The following is a 19,034-nucleotide window of genomic DNA, read 5'->3' as shown; positions in this document are numbered from 1 at the left end:
ACCGTCACAGATACCGCTTGAGCTCCCGCTTGGCCAGCGACATGCGGTGCACCTCGTCGGGACCGTCTGCCAGGCGCAGCGTCCGGGCCGAGGCCCACAGCTCGGCCAGCGGGAAGTCCTGGCTGACGCCGCCGGCGCCGTGCGCCTGGATCGCCTTGTCCAGCACCCACTCGGCCATCAGCGGCGTGCCGATCTTGATGGCCTGGATCTCGGTGTGCGCGCCCTTGTTGCCGACGGTGTCCATCAGCCACGCCGTCTTGAGCACCAGCAGCCGGGCCTGCTCGATCCGCACCCGCGACTCGGCGATCCACTCCTGGACCACGCCCTGGCGCGCGATCGGCCGGCCGAACGCCACGCGCGAGACGGCACGGCGGCACAGCAGCTCCAGGGCGCGTTCGGCGATGCCGATCAGCCGCATGCAGTGGTGGATGCGGCCGGGGCCGAGGCGGGCCTGGGCGATCGCGAAGCCCTCGCCCTCGCCGGCGATCAGGTTGTCGGCGGGCACGCGGACGTTGTCGAAGACGATCTCGGCGTGCCCGCCGTGCGAGGCGTCGGTGTAGCCGAACACGTGCATGCCGCGCTTGACGTGCACGCCCGGCGTGTCGCGCGGCACGAGGATCATCGCCTGTTGGCGGTGCCGGTCGGCGTCGGGGTCGGTCTTGCCCATCACGATGAAGATCGCGCAGTTGGGGTTCATCGCGCCCGACGACCACCACTTGCGGCCGTTGACGACGTACTCGTCGCCGTCGCGGACGATGCTCGTGGCGATGTTGGTGGCGTCGGAGGACGCCACGTCCGGCTCGGTCATGCAGAACGCGGACCGGATCTCGCCGTCGAGCAGGGGGCGCAGCCACTGCTCCTTCTGCCGCTCGGTGCCGAACATCGCCAGCACCTCCATGTTGCCGGTGTCCGGCGCGGCGCAGTTGAGCGCCTCAGGCGCGAGGTGCGGGCTGCGGCCGGTGATCTCGGCCAGCGGCGCGTACTGCAGGTTGGTCAGCCCGCCGCCGTGCTCGGGGTCGGGCAGGAACAGGTTCCACAGCCCCTGCCTGCGCGCCTCGGCCTTCAGCTCCTCCAGCACCGGCGGCCGCGCCCACGGGTCCTCCGCCTCCCGCAGCTGCCGCTCGGCGACGGGTTCGGCGGGGTAGACGAACTCGTCCATGAACCGCAGCAGCTTCTCCCGCAGTTCCTCGGTCTTGGCGTCGTAGGCGAAGTCCATCAGTGCTCCCCTGAGGTGGCGGCGAGTCCCTGCCGGACCAGCGGCAGGGTGAGGTGGCCGATCTGGTCGAACCCCGCTCCGACGGTCTGGCCGTGGGTGAAGCGGTAGTGGATGCCTTCGAGGATCACGGCGAGCTTGAAGTAGGCGAACGCGGTGTACCAGGCGAGCCCGCCGGTGTCCGCGCCGCTGCGTTCGGCGTACCGGCGCACCAGCTCGTCGGCGGTCGGGAACCCGGGCAGCGTCGGCACGGTGCCCGTGATCGGGTCGTCCTCGCGCGCGCCGATGCCGTTCCAGTACACGCACAGCAGCCCGACGTCGGCGAGCGGGTCGCCCAGCGTGGCCATCTCCCAGTCGAGCACCGCGCTGATGTCCAGAGGGTCCGCGGTGACCAGGACGTTGTCCAGCCGGTAGTCGCCGTGCACGATCGTGGCGCGGGCGGAGTCGGGGACGCTGCCCGCGAGCCGGTCGCGCAGCTCGTCGATGCCGCGCAGGTCACGGCTGCGCGACGCGTCGAGCTGCTTGCCCCACCGCGCCACCTGGCGTGCGAGGAAGCCGTCGGGTCGGCCGAAGTCGGCCAGGCCCACGTCCGCCGGGTCGACGGCGTGCAGGTCGGCGAGCACGTCGACCAGCCGTTCGGCCAGGGCGCGTGCCTTGTCCGGGGTCAGCCACGGGCACTGGTCGCGGTGCCGCAGCGCCGCGCCGGGCACCTCCTCCATCAGGTAGAACGGCGCGCCGATGACGTCGGGGTCCTCGCACAGCAGCTCGACCCGCGGCACGGGGACGGCGGTGTCGGCCAGGGCGTTGATCACCCGGTGTTCGCGGGACATGTCGTGCGCGGTGGCCAGCACGTGCCCCAGCGGCGGGCGGCGCAGCACCCAGCGGTGCTCGCCGTCGGTGACGCGGTAGGTGAGGTTGGACCGGCCGCCGGGGATGAGTTCGCCGGTCAGCGGGCCGCTGCCCAGGTGCGTGGCGAGCCGGTCGAGGTCCAGGCCCGGTAGTCCGGTCATGCGGCGGCTCCCCTGAGCTGGGCGATCACGGCGCGGGTGGTGTCGGCGTCGGTGTGCCGGTGGGCGTGCAGGCCGACGGCGCGCGCCGCTTCCACGTTGACCGGCGCGTCGTCGAAGAACACGCACCGGTGCGCGGGCAGGCCGATCCGGTCGAGGGTGTGCCGGAAGATGCGTGGGTCCGGTTTGCGCAGCCCGATCCGGCCGCTGATCACGATCGTGTCGAACAGCTCCAGCAGCAGTTCCTCGGGGTAGCCCTCGCCCCAGCTGTTGGACAGCAGCACGGTCCGCAGGCCGTCGGCGCGCAGTTCGCGGACCAGGTCGACCATCTTGGGGTCGGGATGGGCGCTGCCGAACATGCGCCGCAGCAGGCCCTTGGACGCCACCTCGCGGCCGTCGAGCGTGGTCAGTTCGGCGGCCAGGAGCGCTTCGAACTCGGCGGGCGTCAGCTCGCCGGTCTCCAGGCGCGCGACCGGCGTGTCGGGGGCCGCGTCCCGGCCCATCCAGGTCCGCATGGTGCGGCCGTAGCGGTCCCGGTCGATGTTCTCGGAGGTCAGCCAGTCCTCGATGAAGGCGGGCACCGAGACGGTGAGCACGCCGCCCCAGTCCAGCACCACCGCGTCGATGCGCCGTTCGTCCACGTCGCGAGGGTACCGACCGGTCGGTATGCCAGCAAGCGCGTGGGGTGCACGGCGCGCGCGGAGGCGGGTGGCGGCGGTCGGTCCCGGGTGGGTTCGGGCCGGTCAGGTGGGTTCGGGCACGGCGTTGCGCAGCCGGATGCCGCTGAACCCGAGCGTGCCGGCGGTCACCCTGCGCCAGAACGGCCACAGGTTGGCGGTCAGTCGCAGTTCGATCCCGGCTTCCTCGTGCAGCGCCAGGAGGTCGCCGACCGGTTCCGGTGGGCCGAGCGGCTCGACCGGTCGGGTGGCCACGTGGGCGTGGGGCGGGTCGCCGAACGGCCGGAACGGTCCGGCGGCGAACCGGTAGGCGTACAGGCGCGCGGTCGTGAACTCGGGCAGCCGGCGGTACTCGATCGCGTGGACCCGGTCGACGCCCAGCCACTCCCGGTCCTCGGCGCTGGTGGTGGGCAGCACCCAGGCCAGGACGCGCGGGCACTCGCGGGGGAACCAGTAGTCGGGGGCGCGGTCGTGGTCGACGGCCCACACGTAGGCCTCGGGTTGACGCGCCGTGGCCGCGACGTGCGGTTCGAACCGGGCGATGGTCGGGTCTTCGGAGAAGTGCAGCACTTCACCGGGCTTCGGTCGCACGAGCGCCGATCCTGACGGACACCGGTCGACCCGGGCCACCGGATTTCACCGGCCGCGGTCACCCGGAGCCGCACGGCCGGTGGGTCTCCGGGATTCGTACGCCGCACTCGGCGTGTGCGCGCACGGCGAATGCCGCGGACGCGGACCCGGGTACCCGGACGCGCGCGGTTCCGGACTCGCGCGGTTCCAGCGTCGGGCGGGATTCGACGTCGGGGCGGTCGACGGTGGCGCGGTCGACGGTGGCGCGGTCGACGGTGGCGCGGTCGACGGTGGCGCGGTCGACGGTGGCGCGGTCGACGGTGGCGCGGTCGACGGTGGGGACGCCGATATCCCGGACCGCTGCCCGTCGGGCCGCCGAGTGCCCATGACAAGCACCGTGCCCCACGACGGGCGACGTACGCCGGGCCTACCCGCCGTAGACCCGGCGCACGTCCTGGTATCCGACGGCGTCGGTTGGCTCAGGCGTTGATCTCCTTCGGCGAGCCGTCGGTCTGGCCAATGGCGATCTTGCGCGGCTTCGCCTTCTCCGCGACCGGGATGCGCAGCGTCAGCACGCCGGCGTCGTAGTCGGCCTTGATCCGGTCGACGTCGAGCGAGTCGCCGAGGAACAGCTGGCGGGAGAACACGCCCAGCGGGCGCTCGGAGGCCTGCATCTCGACGCCGTCGGCGCGGTTGGGGCGACGCTCGGCCTTGACCGTGAGCACGTTGCGCTCCACGTCGAGGTCGATCGCGTCCGGCGTGACACCGGGCAGGTCGAACTCCACGACGAACTCGTCCCCGGCGCGGTAGGCGTCCATGGGCATGGGGGTGGGTCGCGACCAAGTGCCCGGCCCGGTGAAGAACTGCTGCGCCAGTCGGTCCAGCTCACGGAACGGGTCGGTGCGCATCAACATGGGGAACACCTCCTGGTTGTCGGTCAATGCGCTGCTCAGTGCGCTGCCGAGTCAGTTGTACCACGTCGTCATCCCGTTGACAAGATGATCCGTCGTCAGTAAGTTGACGTCATGGCGATCGGGGATTACGAGACCATCCGCGCGGCGGCCACCGGGGACGACCTGAGTCCCGGGCAGGTGTTGTCCGCGCTGGTCCTGCTGCGGCGGTTGCGCGACGAGCTGGCCGGGTGGGAGCCGCAGCTGATCGCCGCGGCACGCGAGCTGGGCACGAGCTGGGCGGAGCTGGCGCCGGCGCTGGGCGTGGCGAGCAGACAGGCGGCCGAGCGCCGGTACCTGCGGCTGCGGCCGTCGGAGCCGGGCGCGACGGCCGAGGGTCGGGTGCGGGCGGAGCGGGACCGACGCGCGGGTGATCGCGCGGTGTCGCAGTGGGCGCGGGAGAACGCCGCGGCGTTGCGCAGCCTGGCCGGGCAGGTGGGCCGGATGGACGTCGTGGTGCGGGAGGCGTTGGCCGGTGACGACGCCGGGGCGTTGCTGGAGCCGTTGATGGCGGCGTTGGGCAAGGTGCGCGCGACCCACCCGGAGTTGGCCGAGGAGATCCGGGCCGTGGGCGAGCGGGCGGAGGAGGTGCGGCGCGACACTCAGCTCTTGCGGGACAATCCGACGCTGCGCGACAAGCGGTGAGGCCACGCCGACCCCTCCGGCGTACTCGGGACGGGTGGTGACGGCGAGGCGGGAACGGGCACTGCGGCAGGCCCGCACCGCCGCCGGCCCACGGTGTCGGGCGGCACGGTGTCGGGCGGCGGTGCAGGTGCACGGCGTCGGGCGGTGTGCCGGCAGGGTGGGCGCTCGAACTCGCGCTGCCCGCCGTGCTGGCGAGGGGCGTCGGCCGCCTGACGTGCCGGAGAAAGGGCGTCGGCCGCCCGGCGTGGCGACGGAGGGTTGTCGGGTGCTCGGCGTGCCAGGCGGATGGGCGTTGGCCGGTCGGGCGTTCGGCCGTGTGCTGCCCGGCTTGCCGGCTGGGGCAGGCCGGCATGGCGGAGTCGGTGCGGGGAACGGGGGTGCGCCGGGGGTGCCGCGCCGGCAGGGTTCGGTCGGTGGACCCATCGACGGCAGCCTCGACGGCAGCACCTTCAATCATGGCTCTGGCCGACCTGGCGACACCCATGGCCATCCGCGTGGCCGCGACGCTCGGCCTGGTCGAGAAGGCGGGTACGGCCGGGGCGACCGCGGCGCGGTTGGCGTCCGAGACCGGGACGTCCCCGCTGGCCCTGCGCCGCCTGCTCGACCACCTGGTGACGGTCGGGGTGTTCGACCTCGACCGCGAGTCGGGCCGGTACCGCCCGACGAGCCTCGGTGGCCAGATGGCCGAGGACGCGCCGGAAGGCGTCAAGCCGCTGCTCGACATCACGGCCGCCGGAGGCCGTGCCGACTTGGCGATGGTCGACCTGCTGGACGCGGTCACCACGGGCCAGCCCGCCTATCCGCACCGGTACGGGCGGGGTTTCTGGGACGACCTGGACGCCGAGCCGCGGTTGCGGCGCTCGTTCGACGCCCAGATGGCGTGGCGGTTCCGGACCCAGGCGGCGCGGATCGCCGGGTCCTTCGACTGGGGCCGGTTCGGCGAGGTCGTCGACGTGGGCGGCGGGGACGGGCTGCTGCTCGCGGCGATCCTGCGGGCGCATCCGGGGGTGCGCGGCCGGGTGCTGGACCTGGCTCCGGCGGCGGCCGCCGCGGCCGGGAGGTTCGCGGCGGAGGGGCTGGCCGACCGGGCGGGTGCGGTGCCGGGCAGCTTCTTCGACCCGCTGCCCGCGGGGGCCGACGCGTACCTGCTGTCCGACATCGTGCACGACTGGGACGACGACCAGGCCCGCAGGATCCTCGACGGGTGTCGTCGGGCCGCCGCGCCGGACGGTGTCGTGGTGGTGGTCGAGCCCGTGTTGGGCGACGGTGTCGGCACCGCGATCGACCTGTCCATGCTGGTGTGCTTCGGTGGCCGGGAGCGGACGGTCGGGGAGTTGGTCGCGTTGGCCGCCGACTGCGGGCTCGTGCCGGTCGGGCGGGTGTCGGTGGCGGACGGGCGCACCGCGCTGGAGTTCCGGCCCGTGCCGCTCGACGGCGACCCCACCGGCGGCAGGCCGACCGACAGCTGGCCGACCGACAGGGGCCGGACCGGCGGCGACGCGGCGGTCGTGGCGGACGGGGAGGCGGACGGGGATCGGAACCCGGACGGCGGGCGGTGAGCGGTGGCACCGGTGAGGTGACCGCTCACGCGTCCACGGTCACCTCACCGGTGCCGCCGTCGATCCGCACGGGCACGCCCAGCGGCACGGTGAGCTGGCCCTCGCAGTGCCCGAAGCGGGCGTCGGCGACGATCGGCACGCCGAGCCCGCCGAGCCGGTCGGCGAGCACGGCGGTCGGGTCGCCGCAGCGGGTCCACGACCCGAGGACGAGCCCGGCGACCCGGTCGAACCAGCCGGACCGCAGCAGGCCGGTGAGCATCCGGTCGAGCCGGTAGGGGTCTTCGTCGACGTCCTCGAGCAGCACGATCGCGCCGGGCGGCGGCGGCGCGTCGAGCAGGCTGAGGGTGCCGCCGACGGCGGTCCCGCGGGCGACGCCGGGCGCCATGCCGACGCCGCGGTAGGACGTCACGCCGCCGAACAGCGCGGCCCGCAGCCGTTCACGGGCCTCGGCGTCCTCCACGAACGCCCGGGTGCCGACCATCGGCCCGAACCAGGTGGCCAGGCCGTGCGCCTGGAACCGCTCGTGCAGCACGGTGGTGTCGCTGGAGCCGACGAACACCTTGCGGTGCCGGGCCAGGGCGGTCCAGTCGACCAGGTCGACCATGCGCAGGCTGCCGTAGCCGCCGCGGGCGCACAGCACCCCGGCCGTGGCCGGGTCGAGCCAGGCCCGTTCCACCGCGCGGGCGCGGTCGGCGTCGTGGCCGGCGAGGTAGCCCAGCGCGGGGTGGGTGTCCAGGGCGTGGGCGTCCACCCGCACGTCCAGGCCCCACTCGCGCAGCCGGGCGACCCCGGCGTCGAGGAGGTCCGGCGGGCACGGCCCGGCCGGGCTGACCACGGTGACGAGGTCGCCCGGCCGCAGCAGCGGCGGCGGGCCGGAGGTCACCGGCGCAGTTCCAGCACCGGCACGCCCCCGGGCGTGAACCCGAAGACCTGCCCGTAGAACGACAGCTCGGCCTCCAGCGCGGCGACGATCGTCTCGGCCTTGCGGAACCCGTGCTGCTCGCCCTCGAAGGTGAGGTAGGCGTGCGGGATGCCGGTGCCGTCCAGCGCGCCCGCGAACCGGTCGGCCTGCTCGGGCGGGCAGATCTCGTCCTCCAGCCCCTGCAGCAGCAGCACCGGCCCGGCCAGCCGGTCGACCCGGTGCGCCGGGGACCGCTCGGCGTAGCGGTCGGCGGCGGCGGGCCACGGCCCGACCAGGCCCTCGACGTAGCGGGACTCGAAGTCGTGGGTCTCGCCGCCCTCGGCGGTCCAGCCGGCCAGGTCGAGGATGGGGTAGGACACCATGCCGCACCGGTAGGTCTTGACCGAGGTCAGCGACGCCGCCGAGGTCCAGCCCCCGGCGCTGCCGCCGCGGATGGCGAGCCGGTCGCCGTCGGCGGTGCCCTCGTCGGCGAGGGCCTGGGCGACGGCGGCGCAGTCGTGGACGTCGACCACGCCCCACTGCTCGCGCAGCCGTTCCCGGAACGCGCGGCCGTAGCCGGTGGAGCCGCCGTAGTTGACCGCGACGACGCCGATGCCGCGGCTGGTCAGGTAGGCCAGCTCGGCGTCCAGCAGCGGCGAGGACCGGCCGGTGGGTCCGCCGTGCACGTGCACCACGTAGGGCGGTTTCTCGTCGTCGGGCCCGGCGAAGTCGGGGTTGCGCGGCGGGTAGACGTAGGCGGGCACGTCGCCGTCGGGGCCGGTGAACACGCGTTCCTCGGGCACCGGCAGGTAGTCGACGGGCGGGGTGGCGCCGCCGTCGGTGTGCCGGGTCAGCTCGCCGGTGGACAGGTCCAGCGACACCACCGCGGTCTCGGTGAGCGGTCCGCCGGCGCCGCTGACCAGGACGCCGTCGTGCACGGCCAGGTGCGCCTGCCAGACGGGCAGGTCCACGTCGACGTCGGTGACGGTGCCGCTGCGCTCGTCGAGCACGGCCGGCCGGCCCGACCGCAGCACGGCGTGCCGGCCGCCGCCGATCGGGGCGAACCACCGGTTGCCCAGCCGCCACATCGGCCCGCCCAGCTCCTCGGCGCACGGGGCGAGGTTGCGGGCGGTCCCGTCCAGCTCGACGCGGAACAGGTTCCACCAGCCGTCGGGGTCGGTGAGCGCGAGCAGCGCGTCGCCGTCCCATTCGACCTGGCACACGGCCTCGGTCGGCCCGCCGGCCAGCACGCGGTGCCCGGGGGACCCGACCTCGGCGACGCACAGCTCGGTGCCGTCCCACGGCATGCGGGGGTGGTCCCAGCCGATCCAGGCGACGTGGCGGCCGTCGGGCGAGAGCCGGGGGCCGGTCATGAAGTGGTGGCTGGCGGCGAGGACCCTGGGCGGGGAGCCGTCCAGCGGGAGGGCGACCAGGTCGCGGCGCACGTCGGTGCGGGCGTCGCCGGTCACGGTCTCGCGCACGCACCACACCTCGGCGTGGCCGGGTCCGGCGGTGAGGTCGGCGTAGCGGTGGCCGTGGTGGCGGTCGGGTTCGGGGCTGATCGGCACGGGCCGCGGGTCGTCGGGGTCGAACAGGTAGACGCGCTGGTCGTCCCAGTTGGTGAACGCCACGCGCGTCCCCTCGGGGGTGTCCAGCACGACCCACGGCCGGCCGCCGTACTCGTGGACGCGGTTGCGCACGTTCCACGGCGGCGGCAGCAGGTCCCGCCCGTCGCGCACCAGCGCGACCCGGCCGCCCTCGGCGGGGCGTCCCTCGGCCCACCAGGGGCGACCGTCGTGCAGGTCGACCCAGTGCAGGCCCCCGCCGGCCGCGGCGGCGTCGGCCGCGCCGATGGGCGATGTCCACGTTCCGTACGGTGCGATCGTCACCACGCCGCCGACCCTATCGGGGGCCGCGGCGGCCCGGTCGGCGGCGACCGATCGGCGGGTCGTGTTCGCCGGTCGGTGAAAAGGGAGGGGCAGGGCTGCCGATCTTGCTCGCGTGGCCTAGGGTCGTTGGTGTCATGGCACGGGTCATCCACGTATTCCGCCAGCCCGACCGGTTCGTCGCCGGCACCGTCGGGCAGCCTGGCGAGCGCACGTTCTACCTGCAGGCCTCGGAAGAGGCGCGGCTGGTCAGCGTGGCGCTGGAGAAGCAACAGGTCGCCGTACTCGCCGAGCGCATCGGCTCGCTGCTGGAGGAGGTGCACCGGCGGTTCGGCGCGGAGGTCCCCGACGCGGTCCCCGAGGACCTCCGGGACACCGAACCGCTGGCGGTGCCGGTCGAGGAGGAGTTCAAGGTCGGCACGATGGGGCTGGGCTGGGACGCCGAGTCCCGCGCGGTGGTCATCGAACTGCTCGCGATCACCGACGAGGAGGTCGACGAGGCGGTGGTGCTCGACGACACCGAGGAGGGTCCGGACGCGGTGCGGGTGTTCCTGAGCCCGGTGGAGGCGCGGGCGTTCGCCGAGCGCGCGGACCGGGTGGTGCGGGCGGGCCGCAAGCCGTGCCCGCTGTGCGCGGAGCCGCTGGACCCGGAGGGGCACGTGTGCCCGCGGCAGAACGGCTACCGCCGGTCGGACGAGGGCTGAGCACGGCGGTGGGCCCGGCGGACGAGGGGGTGCTCGACCTGCTGCGGCGGGGCCGCATCGAGGTCGAGGGCCGGTTGGTGGACGCGTCGAACGCGACGCTGTTCTGCCGGATCGGCCTGGAGGGCGTGACCGCGCAGTGCGTGTACAAGCCGGTGCGGGGCGAGCGGCCGCTGTGGGACTTCCCCGACGGCACGCTCGCGGGCCGGGAGCTGTCGACGTTCCTGCTGTCGGAGGCGGCGGGGCTGCACCTGGTGCCGCCGACGGTGCTGCGGCCGGGTCCGTTCGGGCCGGGCATGGTGCAGTTGTGGGTGGACACCCGCGAGGACGACGACCTGGTCGACATCGTGCCGGTGGACGACGTGCGGCCGGGGTGGCGTCCGGTGCTGCGCGCGCACGACCGGTACGGGGAGCCGGCGGTGCTGGTGCACGCCGACCACCCGCGGGTGGCGTTGATGGCGGCGTTCGACGTGGTGGTCAACAACGCCGACCGCAAGGGCGGGCACGTGCTGCACGCGGCCGACGGCGCGGTGTACGGGGTGGACCACGGGATCTGCCTGCACAGCGACGACAAGCTGCGCACGGTGCTGTGGGGCTGGTTGGGCGAGGCGCTGCCGGGCGAGGCGGTGGAGGCGTTGCGGCGGCTGCGGTCGCGGCTGGACGGGCCGTTGGCGCAGGAGCTGCACGAGCACCTGACGCGCGCGGAGGTGCGGGCGTTGACCGAGCGGCTGGAGAAGCTGCTGGCGGCGGGGGTGTACCCGGAGCCGTCCGACGACTGGCCGTCGATCCCCTGGCCCGCGTTCTGACCGGTGTGACCCGGTCGGGTCGGATCGGCGGGGGATCTTCTGGCGGCGCGGCGCCGTGGGGTGTACTTGCCGCGTGGACGTCGAACTGCGCGAGGTGACCGCGGCCGACGTGCTGCTGTTCTTCGACCACCAGCGCGACCCGGAGGCGGTGCGGATGGCCGCGTTCACCCCGGCGGACCCGTCGGACCGGGCGGCGTTCCTGGTGCGGTGGGCGCGGATCCTGGCCGACGAGTCGGCGGTGGCGCGGACGGTGGTGTTCGACGGCGAGGTCGTGGGGCACGTTTGTCGGTCCACCCGGTCGGGCCGGCCCGAGGTGACGTGCTGGATCGGCCGCGAGCACTGGGGTCGGGGGCTGGCCACGGCGGCGTTGGCGGCGTTCCTGCGGCAGGAGCCGCTGCGGCCGGTGTACGCGCGGGCGGCGGTGGACAACGTGGGGTCGCTGCGGGTGCTGGACAAGTGCGGGTTCGTCGCGGTCGGCGAGGACGTGGCGTTCGCCGAGGGCCGCGGCGGGGACGTGGAGGGGTTCATCCTGAGGCTGGACCGGTGACGACGCTGGAGCGGCGCATGGCGCGCCGGTTCGGGCCGGGCGTGCGGTCGTGGCTGGACGGGCTGGACGCGCTGGTGGCGGGCCTGTGCCGGGACTGGGGCCTGCGGGTGGTGCGGCCGTTGTCGGGCGGCACGTCGCACGCGCTGTGGTGCGAGCGCGACGGCGAGCCGGTGGTGCTGAAGGTGACGCCGGAGCCGGCGCTGTCGGTGCGGGAGCACGCGGCGCTGCGGGCGTGGGAGCCGTCGCCGCGGCTGGTGCGGGTGCTGGCCGCGGACCCGGCGCGGGGCGCGCTGCTGCTGGAGGGCCTGGCGCCGGGCACGCCCGCGGCGGACGGACCGGCCCTGGCCGACGTGCTGCGCGCCCTGCACATCCGCCCGCCGGAGGGGTTCCCGCCGTTGTCGGAGCGGGTCGACTTCGTCTTCGGCCTGCTGCGCCGCCGCCACCCCGGCGACCACGACGCGGCGCACGCGCGGGCGGCGGCGCTGGCCCGCGACCGGGTGCCGGCGACCCTGCTGCACGGCGACCTGCACTTCGGCAACGTGCTGGACGCGGGCGAGCGGGGGCCGGTGGCGATCGACCCGCGGCCGTGCGTCGGGGACCCGGCGGTGGACGCGGTCGACCTCGCCTACGCCTCGCCCGACCTGCGGGACGGGATCGAGAGGTGGTCGGCGGTGGTGGACGGCGACCGGTTGGCGGCGTGGTGCGAGGTGTTCGCCGGGTTCTTCCCCGACCACCCGTCGGTCGCGGGCCGGTCGGGGCCGCCGGGCCGGTAACGTCGCCGGCCGTGCGATCACACGACTACGGCCGCGACGTGCTGTCGGGCCGCAAGCGCAGGACGGTGCCCGAGGTGGTGGCCGAGGTGGGCCTGGTGGCGGAGGACCCGGCGTCGGGGTTCTGCGGCGCGGTGGTGCGGTTCGAGCAGGACCGGGTGGTGCTGGAGGACCGGCACGGCGCGCGGCGGCTGTTCCCGCTGCGCCCGGCGGGGTTCCTGGTGGACGGGCGGCCGGTGACGCTGGTGCGGCCCGCGCCGAGGGCCGCGGCGCCCGCGCGGTCGGCGTCGGGCTCGGTGCGCGTGGAGGGGTTGCGTGCCCGCACCGCCCGCGACAGCCGGATCTGGGTGGAGGGCCTGCACGACGCGGAGCTGGTGGAGCGGGTGTGGGGGCACGACCTGCGCGTGGAGGGCGTGGTGGTCGAGCCGCTGGACGGGGTGGACGTGCTGGCCGACCGGATCGCGGGGTTCGGCACCGGACCGGGGCGGCGGCTGGGGGTGCTGGTGGACCACCTGGTCGAGGGCAGCAAGGAGTCGCGGCTGGTCTCCGCGATCCGTGACGAGAACGTGCTGGTCACCGGGCACCCGTACGTGGACGTGTGGCAGGCGGTGAAGCCCGCGTCGGTGGGCATCGCGCGGTGGCCGCGGGTGCCGCGCGGGGTGCCGTGGAAGGAGGGGGTGTGCGCGGCGCTGGGCTGGGGCGAGCCGCACGAGGGGTGGCGCCGGGTGCTGGCGGGCGTGTCGGGGTTCCGGGACCTGGAGACGCCGTTGATCGGCGCGGTGGAGCGGTTGATCGATTTCGTGACCGAGCCCGGGTCGGCGTGAATCGCCCCACCGCGGGCCGCGGAAGTGCGAGGATGGGGTCGTGGCCGCGCTGATCTGGTTGGTCCTCGGTGTCGTCCTGGTGGCGGCCGAGGTCCTGTCGGGCGATTTCGTGCTGGTCATGCTCGGTCTGGCCGCGTTCGGCGCGGCCGGGGCGTCGGCGTTGGGCGCGGACGTGGTCGTCAGCGCGATCGTGTTCGGCGTGGTGTCGTTGGGGCTGGTGGCGGGCGCGCGGCCCGCGATCAAGCGGCGGATGGCGCTGGGTTCCGGGCACAAGTCGGGCGTGGAGGCGCTGGTCGGCAGCACTGCCGTCGTGGTGTCCACTGTGGACGGGCACGGGGGTAGGGTGCGGATCGGCGGCGAGGTGTGGTCGGCGCGGTCGTTGGACCGCGAGGTCATCGAGCCCGGCGCCGAAGTCACTGTCGTCGAGATCTCGGGCGCGACCGCAGTGGTGCTGTCCGGGGCCTGAGTGGAGGCTGGAGAGTTGACCACCACGCTGATCGTCATCGCGGTCCTGGTGTTGTTCGTGCTGATCGTCATGGTCAAGTCGGTGCTGGTGATCCCGCAGGCCACGGCCGCGGTGATCGAGCGGCTGGGCCGGTACCGCACGACCGCGGCGCCGGGGCTGAACATCCTGGTGCCGTTCTTCGACCGGGTGCGGGCGCGGATCGACCTGCGCGAGCAGGTGGTGTCGTTCCCGCCGCAGCCGGTGATCACGCAGGACAACCTGACGGTGTCGATCGACACGGTCGTGTACTTCCAGGTGACCGACCCGCGGGCGGCGGTGTACGAGATCTCGAACTACATCGTGGGCGTGGAGCAGTTGGCGACCACGACGCTGCGCAACCTGGTGGGCGGGATGAGCCTGGAGGAGACGCTGACCTCCCGCGACCAGATCAACAACCAGCTGCGGGGCGTGCTGGACGAGGCCACGGGCCGCTGGGGCATCCGGGTGGCGCGGGTGGAGCTGAAGGCGATCGACCCGCCGCCCTCGATCCAGGACTCGATGGAGAAGCAGATGCGCGCCGACCGGGAGAAGCGCGCGATGATCCTCAACGCGGAGGGCCAGCGGGAGGCGGCGATCAAGTCCGCGGAGGGTCAGAAGCAGGCGCAGATCCTGTCGGCGGAGGGCGCGAAGCAGGCGGCGATCCTGGGCGCGGAGGCGGAGCGGCAGTCGGCGATCCTGCGGGCGCAGGGTGAGCGGGCGGCCCGCTACCTGCAGGCGCAGGGCCAGGCGAAGGCGATCGAGAAGGTGTTCGCGGCGATCAAGGCGGGCCGGCCGACGCCGGAGGTGCTGGCCTACCAGTACCTGCAGACGTTGCCGCAGATGGCGCAGGGCGACGCGAACAAGGTGTGGCTGGTGCCGTCGGACTACGGCAAGGCGTTGGAGGGGTTCGCGCGGATGCTGGGCGCGCCGGGCGAGGACGGGGTGTTCCGCTACGAGCCGCCCGCGCCGGAGGAGCCCGCGGCCGCGCCGGAGGAGGACGACCCGGCGGTGGCGGACTGGTTCGACACGGCGCCGGACCCGGCGGTGGCGGAGGCGGTGCGGGCGGCGGAGGCCGTGGCCCGCAAGGAGGTGCCCGGTCCGTTGGGGCAGCCCGCGGTGGAGCGGGGCGAGCCGGGGCGGGACGCGCTGGGCGCGGGTCCGGGCTCGGGCTCGGGCTCGGGGTCGGGGTCGGGTCGTGAGTTGGGGTTGGGCGAGGGGCCCGGTCCGGTGGCGGAGCCCGGTGCGGGCGGGGTGGAGCCGCGGGGGTGACGGGCCGGTCGTGATCTTGGCCGCAGCGGGAGGGGCGTCGGGGTGGTTCCCGGCGCCCCTTTCCCGTGGTCGCGGCGGGTGATCACGGTACGGGCGTCCGGGTGGGCGTCGTGGGGCGGGTGGTCGGTGCGGTTGGATGTCGCGGTGGACGCTTTACCCGGTCGTGCGGAGGCCGTGCTGGCCCGTGTCGACGTGCCGTGGTCGCGGCGGTGGTCGGAGCTGGCGGAGATCGTGGCCGAGCTGTCGCGGCGGGTGCGTGGCGGTCCGGGCGCGGTGGCGGTGGCGCGGGAGCTGGCCGAGGTGCTGGTGAGGGCCGCGCAGGGCGGTGGGCAGCGGGCGGCGTGGGCGGCGCTGGTGGAGCGGGTGCTGGACCTGCACGCGGTGGCGTGCGCGGCGGAGCCGCCGGACGGGCGGGAGCTGGCGGCGTGGCTGCTGTGGTTGCAGACGGGGTTCGCCGAGCCGCCGGAGGTGCGGTTGGCGTCGTACGCGGCGGCGTTGGGCGAGGACGGGTTGGCGTCCTACCGGGCGGAGGCGGTGGCGCGGTTCTCGCGGCTGCCGGTGATCGGGTTCGGCGCGACGGGCCGTTACGACCGGGAGCGGTGGGCGTTGCTGCGGGTGATGGAGGAGCTGGCCGAGCACACCGGTGACGTGGACCTGCAGGTGTTGGTGCTGTCGAAGGACCTGTCGTCGGGGTGGCACTACCTGCAGGTGGCGACGGTGCTGCGGGACGCGGGCCGGTCGGGTGAGGCGTTGGACTGGGTGGAGCGGGGTCTGGAGGCGACGGGGTGGCGTGGGGCGGCGGCCCGGTTGGCGGACCTGGGGGTGGACGAGTGCCTGCGGGCGGGGTGGGTCGAGCGGGCGGTGGGGTTGCGGCGGCGGGCGTTCGTGGCGTCGCCGTCGGTGGCCGCTTACACGCGGTTGCGGGCGGTGGCGGTGGCGGCGGGTGTGTGGGCCGCGGTGCGGGAGGAGGTGTTCGCCGAGGTGGCCGGTGGTGGGGCGGACGAGGTGTTGTGGGAGGTGCTGGCGGTGGAGTCGGAGTCGGTCGGGGCGGCGGGCGGTCCGGTGCCGGGGTGGTTGCGGCGGTTGCGGGCCGATCTGGAGGGGCGGGCGGCGGGTTCCGGGCGGTGAACTCACGCGTTCCGAACGTAGGACTCACGCGTTCGGAACGTAGGACACGCGTGTTCGGAACGTAGGACACGCGGGGGTCAGGTGTAGGCGGGTGGGCGGCGGTCGGTCCAGGGGTGGGCGCGTTCCAGTTGGCCGGCGGCGGTGAGGATGGTGCGTTCGCCGTCGGGGCGGGCGATGAGCTGCACGGACAGCGGCAGGCCGGTGCGGGTGCGGCCGGCGGGGACGGCGGCGGCGGGGTTGCCGGTGATGTTCCACAGGGGCAGGAACGTGGTCATGCGGGCGGCGGCGAGCAGCGCGGCGAGGGTGGGGCGGCGGTCCCACTCGCCGACGCGCAGCGGCGGCCGGGTGATCACGGGGGTGAGCAGCAGGTCGTGGTCGTCGAAGATCCGGTTGGCGCGTTCGGTCAGGGCGGTGGTGCGGGCCAGGGCGGCGCGCACGGCGGGCGCGGGCAGCGCGCGGCCCAGGGCGGCCACGGCGCGGGTGCGGGCGTCGAGCCGGTCGGGTCGGTCGAGGTCGGCTTCGCCGGTGGCGGCGCTGTGCAGGTAGCGGGCGGCGAACGCGGCGGGTCCGGAGAGGTCGCGCAGGTCGGGGTCGACGCGGGAGACGTCGTGGCCGAGGTCGGCGAGCAGGCCGGCGGTGTCCAGGACGGCGTCGCGGACCTCGGGGTCGACGGCGATGCCGGGCCCCCAGGGGCGCAGGGACACGGCGATGCGCAGCGCGCGGGTGTCGGTGACGGCGGTGGCGTGGTCGTGGCCGGGCGCGAGGACGTCCAGGAGCAGGGCGGCGTCGGCGACGTGGCGGGTGATGGGCCCGGCGGCGACGAGGCCGTGCCAGACGTCGCGGTCGGGGGTGAGCGGGACGAGGTCGCGGCGTGGTTTGAGGCCGAACAGGCCGGTGCAGGCCGAGGGGATGCGGACGGAGCCCGCGCCGTCGGTGCCGACGGCCGCGCCGACGAGCCCGGCGGCGACGGCGGCGGCGGACCCGCCGCTGGACCCGCCGGGCGAGTGGTCGGGCGACCAGGGGTTGCGGGTGGCGCCGGCCCAGGTGGACTCGGTGTAGGGCCACAGGCCGAGTTCGGGCATGCGGGTGCGGCCGACGACGACGGCCCCGGCGGCGCGCAGGCGGCGGACGATCTCGGCGTCGGCGGGCGCGGTGGTGTCGACGGCGGCGGTGCCCTTGGTGGTGGGCAGGCCGGCCAGGGCGATGTCCTCCTTGACCGCGACGGGCACGCCGAGCAGGGGCGCGTCCTCGCCGCGGGCGCGGCGGGCGTCGGCCCGGTCGGCGTCGGCGAGGGCGCGGTCGGCGAACACGAGCCGGAACGCGTTGAGGCGGCGGTCGTGCCGGTCGATGCGGCGCAGGCATTCGGTGACGAGGTCGCGGGCGGTGAGCGCGCCCGATCGCACCAGTTCGGCCTGTCGGGCGGCGCCCGCGAAGCACGCGTCGGTCAGGTCCATGCCCGGACTGTAGGGCAGGGACGGGGTCGGAGTGGATCAGCCTCGGGGTGTCGTGGTGATCGGGCGGGGGCGGTGGCGCCGGTGGCGGGTCGCGCGGTGGACGAGGAGGGCGAGCAGGAGGAGGGGCCAGGGGAAGGGCAGCGGTGAGGCGATCCAGGCGGCCGTGGCGATGATCAGCAGGACGGGGAGGAGGGGTGGTCGGGGGCGTTCGGGCGGTGGTGGTTGGTGAGGGGTGGGGAGGTCGGCGGTGAGGGCGGCGAGGTCGTGGAGGTGGACGGCGGCGTAGGCCGCGGTGATGCGGTCGTCGGCTTCGGCGAGGGTGAGCCGGCCTTCGCCGACGGCGTCGCGCAGGCGGGCGGCGGTGTGGTCGCGGTCGGTGTCGGAGGCCCGCACGGGTCGTGTGCCGGGTCGTGTGCCGGCGGGTGTGTCGGGTGGGGTGTCGGCTGGTCGCATGGTTCCGATGCTCCACGTGGCCGGTCGTCGCGGCGTCGGCCACGAAGCGGTGACGCGGAGTACGTCCGCGGACGTAGGCGGTGGGGGCATGATCGGGGGTATGTCGTCGTGGCTGTGGCCCGTGGCGGTGGCGCTGGTCATCGTCTGGATTGGCGTGCGTCATGCGCGCGCGTCGCGTTCGGAGACGTTGTTGGACGAGCACGCCCGGCGGCGGGTGGGGCCGGACCCGGCGGGACCGCCGCCGGCGGTGTCGGTGTGGCGGGAGGCGAACCGGCTGTTCCGGGCGGGCGAGGAGGAGGGCTTGCTGCTGCTGGCCGAGATCGGCAGGCAGGCACCCAAGCGGCGGCAGGCGGTGGTGACGACGTGGTTGGCGGCGTTGCGGGGCGGGGTGAGCCGGGGATTGGACGCACCGTGGCGCACGGCGGTGCAGCGGGAGCTGGTGTCGCACCTGCGGCCGGGTGACGATTTCTGGCCGGGGATGGACGTGGTGGCGCCGGGGGCGATCCTGGTGGACTTCGACCTGTCGGGGTGCCGGGTGAACCGGGTGGACCTGATGGGGGCGGTGTTCCTGGGTGACGCGCGGTTCGAGGCGATGACGGTGACCGGTGACGCGAACTTCGCGGGGGCGAGGTTCCTGCGGCACGCGGTGTTCACGGAAGCGTTGTTCGCGCGGTCGGCGTCGTTCGGGTTGGCGGTGTTCGCGGGGAACGTGTCGTTGCGGTCGGCGCAGGTGGCCGACCAGTTGGTGTTCGCGCGGGCGAAGGTGTCGGGGCGGGCGGACCTGCGGCAGGCCGAGGTGTCGGGGCGGGCGGATTTCCGGCACGTCCGGTTCGGCGGGCGGGCGTTGTTCGCCGATGTGGTGTTCCACCAGGACGCGTGGTTCCGGCACGCGTGGTTCCGGGGGCGCACGGATGTGGGGTCGGCGTTGATCGGGGAGGCGGCGGAGTTCGGGAGTGCGCGGTTTGGGCGTCGGGTGATGCAGTGAGGGTGGGGGTTGGTTGGGGTGGGTTGTGGTGAGGTGGTGAGGTCCGGCCCGATTTGACACGGGGCCCTTACGAGCGCCCCGAGCAGGCCAAAGCCGGCAGGCCCGGCGGGGAAAAGCGTCCCGCCAGGCCTGCCGGCTTCGTCCAGCCTAGGACACTCGAACCCGTGTCAAATCGGGACTCGGTGGGGATGGTGGCGGGGCCGTT

At 74.8% G+C, this 19,034-nt stretch carries 20 protein-coding genes; 11 read left to right on the top strand and 9 right to left on the bottom strand.

The window, feature by feature from the left end:
* Positions 1 to 4: 4 nt before the first annotated feature.
* The 5 genes from ACWEFJ_RS36155 to ACWEFJ_RS36135 all read right to left on the bottom strand — a co-directional run bounded on the left by ACWEFJ_RS36155 (position 5) and on the right by ACWEFJ_RS36135 (position 4,381).
* Complete coding sequence (locus ACWEFJ_RS36155; RefSeq protein WP_378093917.1) at positions 5 to 1,216, bottom strand: acyl-CoA dehydrogenase family protein; 1,212 nt, start codon at positions 1,214 to 1,216, stop codon at positions 5 to 7.
* The gene (locus ACWEFJ_RS36150; RefSeq protein WP_449716530.1) at positions 1,216 to 2,223 is read right to left on the bottom strand and encodes a phosphotransferase family protein; all 1,008 of its coding nucleotides are present in this window, start codon (positions 2,221 to 2,223) and stop codon (positions 1,216 to 1,218) included. Before ACWEFJ_RS36150 ends, ACWEFJ_RS36155 begins: the two co-directional genes overlap by 1 nt.
* Positions 2,220 to 2,861, bottom strand: coding sequence for an HAD family hydrolase (locus ACWEFJ_RS36145; RefSeq protein WP_449716529.1), 642 nt, complete (start codon positions 2,859 to 2,861; stop codon positions 2,220 to 2,222). Before ACWEFJ_RS36145 ends, ACWEFJ_RS36150 begins: the two co-directional genes overlap by 4 nt.
* Before the next feature lie 102 nt (positions 2,862 to 2,963).
* Positions 2,964 to 3,488, bottom strand: coding sequence for a DUF6886 family protein (locus ACWEFJ_RS36140; protein ID WP_449716528.1), 525 nt, complete (start codon positions 3,486 to 3,488; stop codon positions 2,964 to 2,966).
* 458 nt (positions 3,489 to 3,946) lie between these two features.
* On the bottom strand, positions 3,947 to 4,381 hold the full coding sequence (locus ACWEFJ_RS36135) for an Hsp20/alpha crystallin family protein (RefSeq protein WP_378093925.1): 435 nt from the start codon (positions 4,379 to 4,381) through the stop codon (positions 3,947 to 3,949).
* Between the two features lie 111 nt (positions 4,382 to 4,492).
* On the opposite strand from ACWEFJ_RS36135, the gene ACWEFJ_RS36130 reads away from it, so the two are divergent.
* Entirely contained in the window at positions 4,493 to 5,062 is a 570-nt protein-coding gene (locus tag ACWEFJ_RS36130; protein WP_378093927.1) for an HSP18 transcriptional regulator, read from the top strand.
* A 455-nt stretch (positions 5,063 to 5,517) separates the two neighbouring features.
* Entirely contained in the window at positions 5,518 to 6,621 is a 1,104-nt protein-coding gene (locus ACWEFJ_RS36125) for a methyltransferase (protein WP_449716527.1), read from the top strand.
* A gap of 25 nt (positions 6,622 to 6,646) precedes the next feature.
* Here the strand turns inward: ACWEFJ_RS36125 and ACWEFJ_RS36120 are convergent, their stop codons facing one another.
* Complete coding sequence (locus tag ACWEFJ_RS36120; RefSeq protein WP_449716526.1) at positions 6,647 to 7,504, bottom strand: S66 peptidase family protein; 858 nt, start codon at positions 7,502 to 7,504, stop codon at positions 6,647 to 6,649.
* The gene (locus ACWEFJ_RS36115; RefSeq protein WP_449716525.1) at positions 7,501 to 9,414 is read right to left on the bottom strand and encodes a prolyl oligopeptidase family serine peptidase; all 1,914 of its coding nucleotides are present in this window, start codon (positions 9,412 to 9,414) and stop codon (positions 7,501 to 7,503) included. Before ACWEFJ_RS36115 ends, ACWEFJ_RS36120 begins: the two co-directional genes overlap by 4 nt.
* 131 nt (positions 9,415 to 9,545) lie before the next feature.
* Here ACWEFJ_RS36115 and ACWEFJ_RS36110 point away from each other — a divergent pair, with 131 nt between their 5' ends.
* The 8 genes from ACWEFJ_RS36110 (at position 9,546) to ACWEFJ_RS36075 (ending at position 15,937) form a co-directional block, all read left to right on the top strand.
* Positions 9,546 to 10,112 carry a DUF3090 domain-containing protein gene (locus ACWEFJ_RS36110; protein ID WP_378093935.1) on the top strand — a complete coding sequence of 189 codons (567 nt, stop codon included), beginning with the start codon at positions 9,546 to 9,548 and terminating at the stop codon, positions 10,110 to 10,112.
* 8 nt (positions 10,113 to 10,120) lie between these two features.
* Positions 10,121 to 10,915: an SCO1664 family protein gene (locus tag ACWEFJ_RS36105; RefSeq protein ID WP_378093953.1), complete on the top strand. Its 795-nt coding sequence runs from the start codon at positions 10,121 to 10,123 to the stop codon at positions 10,913 to 10,915.
* A 73-nt stretch (positions 10,916 to 10,988) separates the two neighbouring features.
* Positions 10,989 to 11,462 (top strand): GNAT family N-acetyltransferase, encoded by a 474-nt coding sequence (locus ACWEFJ_RS36100; RefSeq protein WP_378093937.1) that lies wholly within the window; start codon positions 10,989 to 10,991, stop codon positions 11,460 to 11,462.
* A complete protein-coding gene (locus ACWEFJ_RS36095) occupies positions 11,459 to 12,235 on the top strand; it encodes an aminoglycoside phosphotransferase family protein (RefSeq protein WP_449716524.1) in 777 nt (258 codons plus the stop codon). Before ACWEFJ_RS36100 ends, ACWEFJ_RS36095 begins: the two co-directional genes overlap by 4 nt.
* An 11-nt stretch (positions 12,236 to 12,246) precedes the next feature.
* The gene (locus ACWEFJ_RS36090; RefSeq protein WP_449716523.1) at positions 12,247 to 13,056 is read left to right on the top strand and encodes a DUF3097 domain-containing protein; all 810 of its coding nucleotides are present in this window, start codon (positions 12,247 to 12,249) and stop codon (positions 13,054 to 13,056) included.
* A 40-nt stretch (positions 13,057 to 13,096) separates the two neighbouring features.
* Positions 13,097 to 13,522: an NfeD family protein gene (locus ACWEFJ_RS36085; protein WP_378093942.1), complete on the top strand. Its 426-nt coding sequence runs from the start codon at positions 13,097 to 13,099 to the stop codon at positions 13,520 to 13,522.
* 69 nt (positions 13,523 to 13,591) lie between these two features.
* The gene (locus ACWEFJ_RS36080) at positions 13,592 to 14,809 is read left to right on the top strand and encodes an SPFH domain-containing protein (protein WP_449716541.1); all 1,218 of its coding nucleotides are present in this window, start codon (positions 13,592 to 13,594) and stop codon (positions 14,807 to 14,809) included.
* 78 nt (positions 14,810 to 14,887) lie between these two features.
* A complete protein-coding gene (locus ACWEFJ_RS36075) occupies positions 14,888 to 15,937 on the top strand; it encodes a hypothetical protein (RefSeq protein ID WP_449716522.1) in 1,050 nt (349 codons plus the stop codon).
* A gap of 77 nt (positions 15,938 to 16,014) precedes the next feature.
* Here the strand turns inward: ACWEFJ_RS36075 and ACWEFJ_RS36070 are convergent, their stop codons facing one another.
* Entirely contained in the window at positions 16,015 to 17,391 is a 1,377-nt protein-coding gene (locus ACWEFJ_RS36070) for an amidase (protein ID WP_378093946.1), read from the bottom strand.
* Positions 17,392 to 17,427: 36 nt separating this feature from the next.
* Positions 17,428 to 17,844 carry a DUF1707 SHOCT-like domain-containing protein gene (locus tag ACWEFJ_RS36065; protein WP_449716521.1) on the bottom strand — a complete coding sequence of 139 codons (417 nt, stop codon included), beginning with the start codon at positions 17,842 to 17,844 and terminating at the stop codon, positions 17,428 to 17,430.
* An 88-nt stretch (positions 17,845 to 17,932) separates the two neighbouring features.
* Between ACWEFJ_RS36065 and ACWEFJ_RS36060 the strand changes: the two genes are divergently transcribed.
* Positions 17,933 to 18,829 (top strand): pentapeptide repeat-containing protein, encoded by an 897-nt coding sequence (locus tag ACWEFJ_RS36060; protein WP_449716520.1) that lies wholly within the window; start codon positions 17,933 to 17,935, stop codon positions 18,827 to 18,829.
* Positions 18,830 to 19,034: the final 205 nt, after the last annotated feature.

The sequence above is a fragment of the Actinosynnema sp. NPDC004786 genome (genome assembly GCF_053601135.1).
The sequence above is the reverse complement of the archived record's forward strand: the minus strand, read 5'-3'. Positions and strand labels throughout refer to the sequence as shown.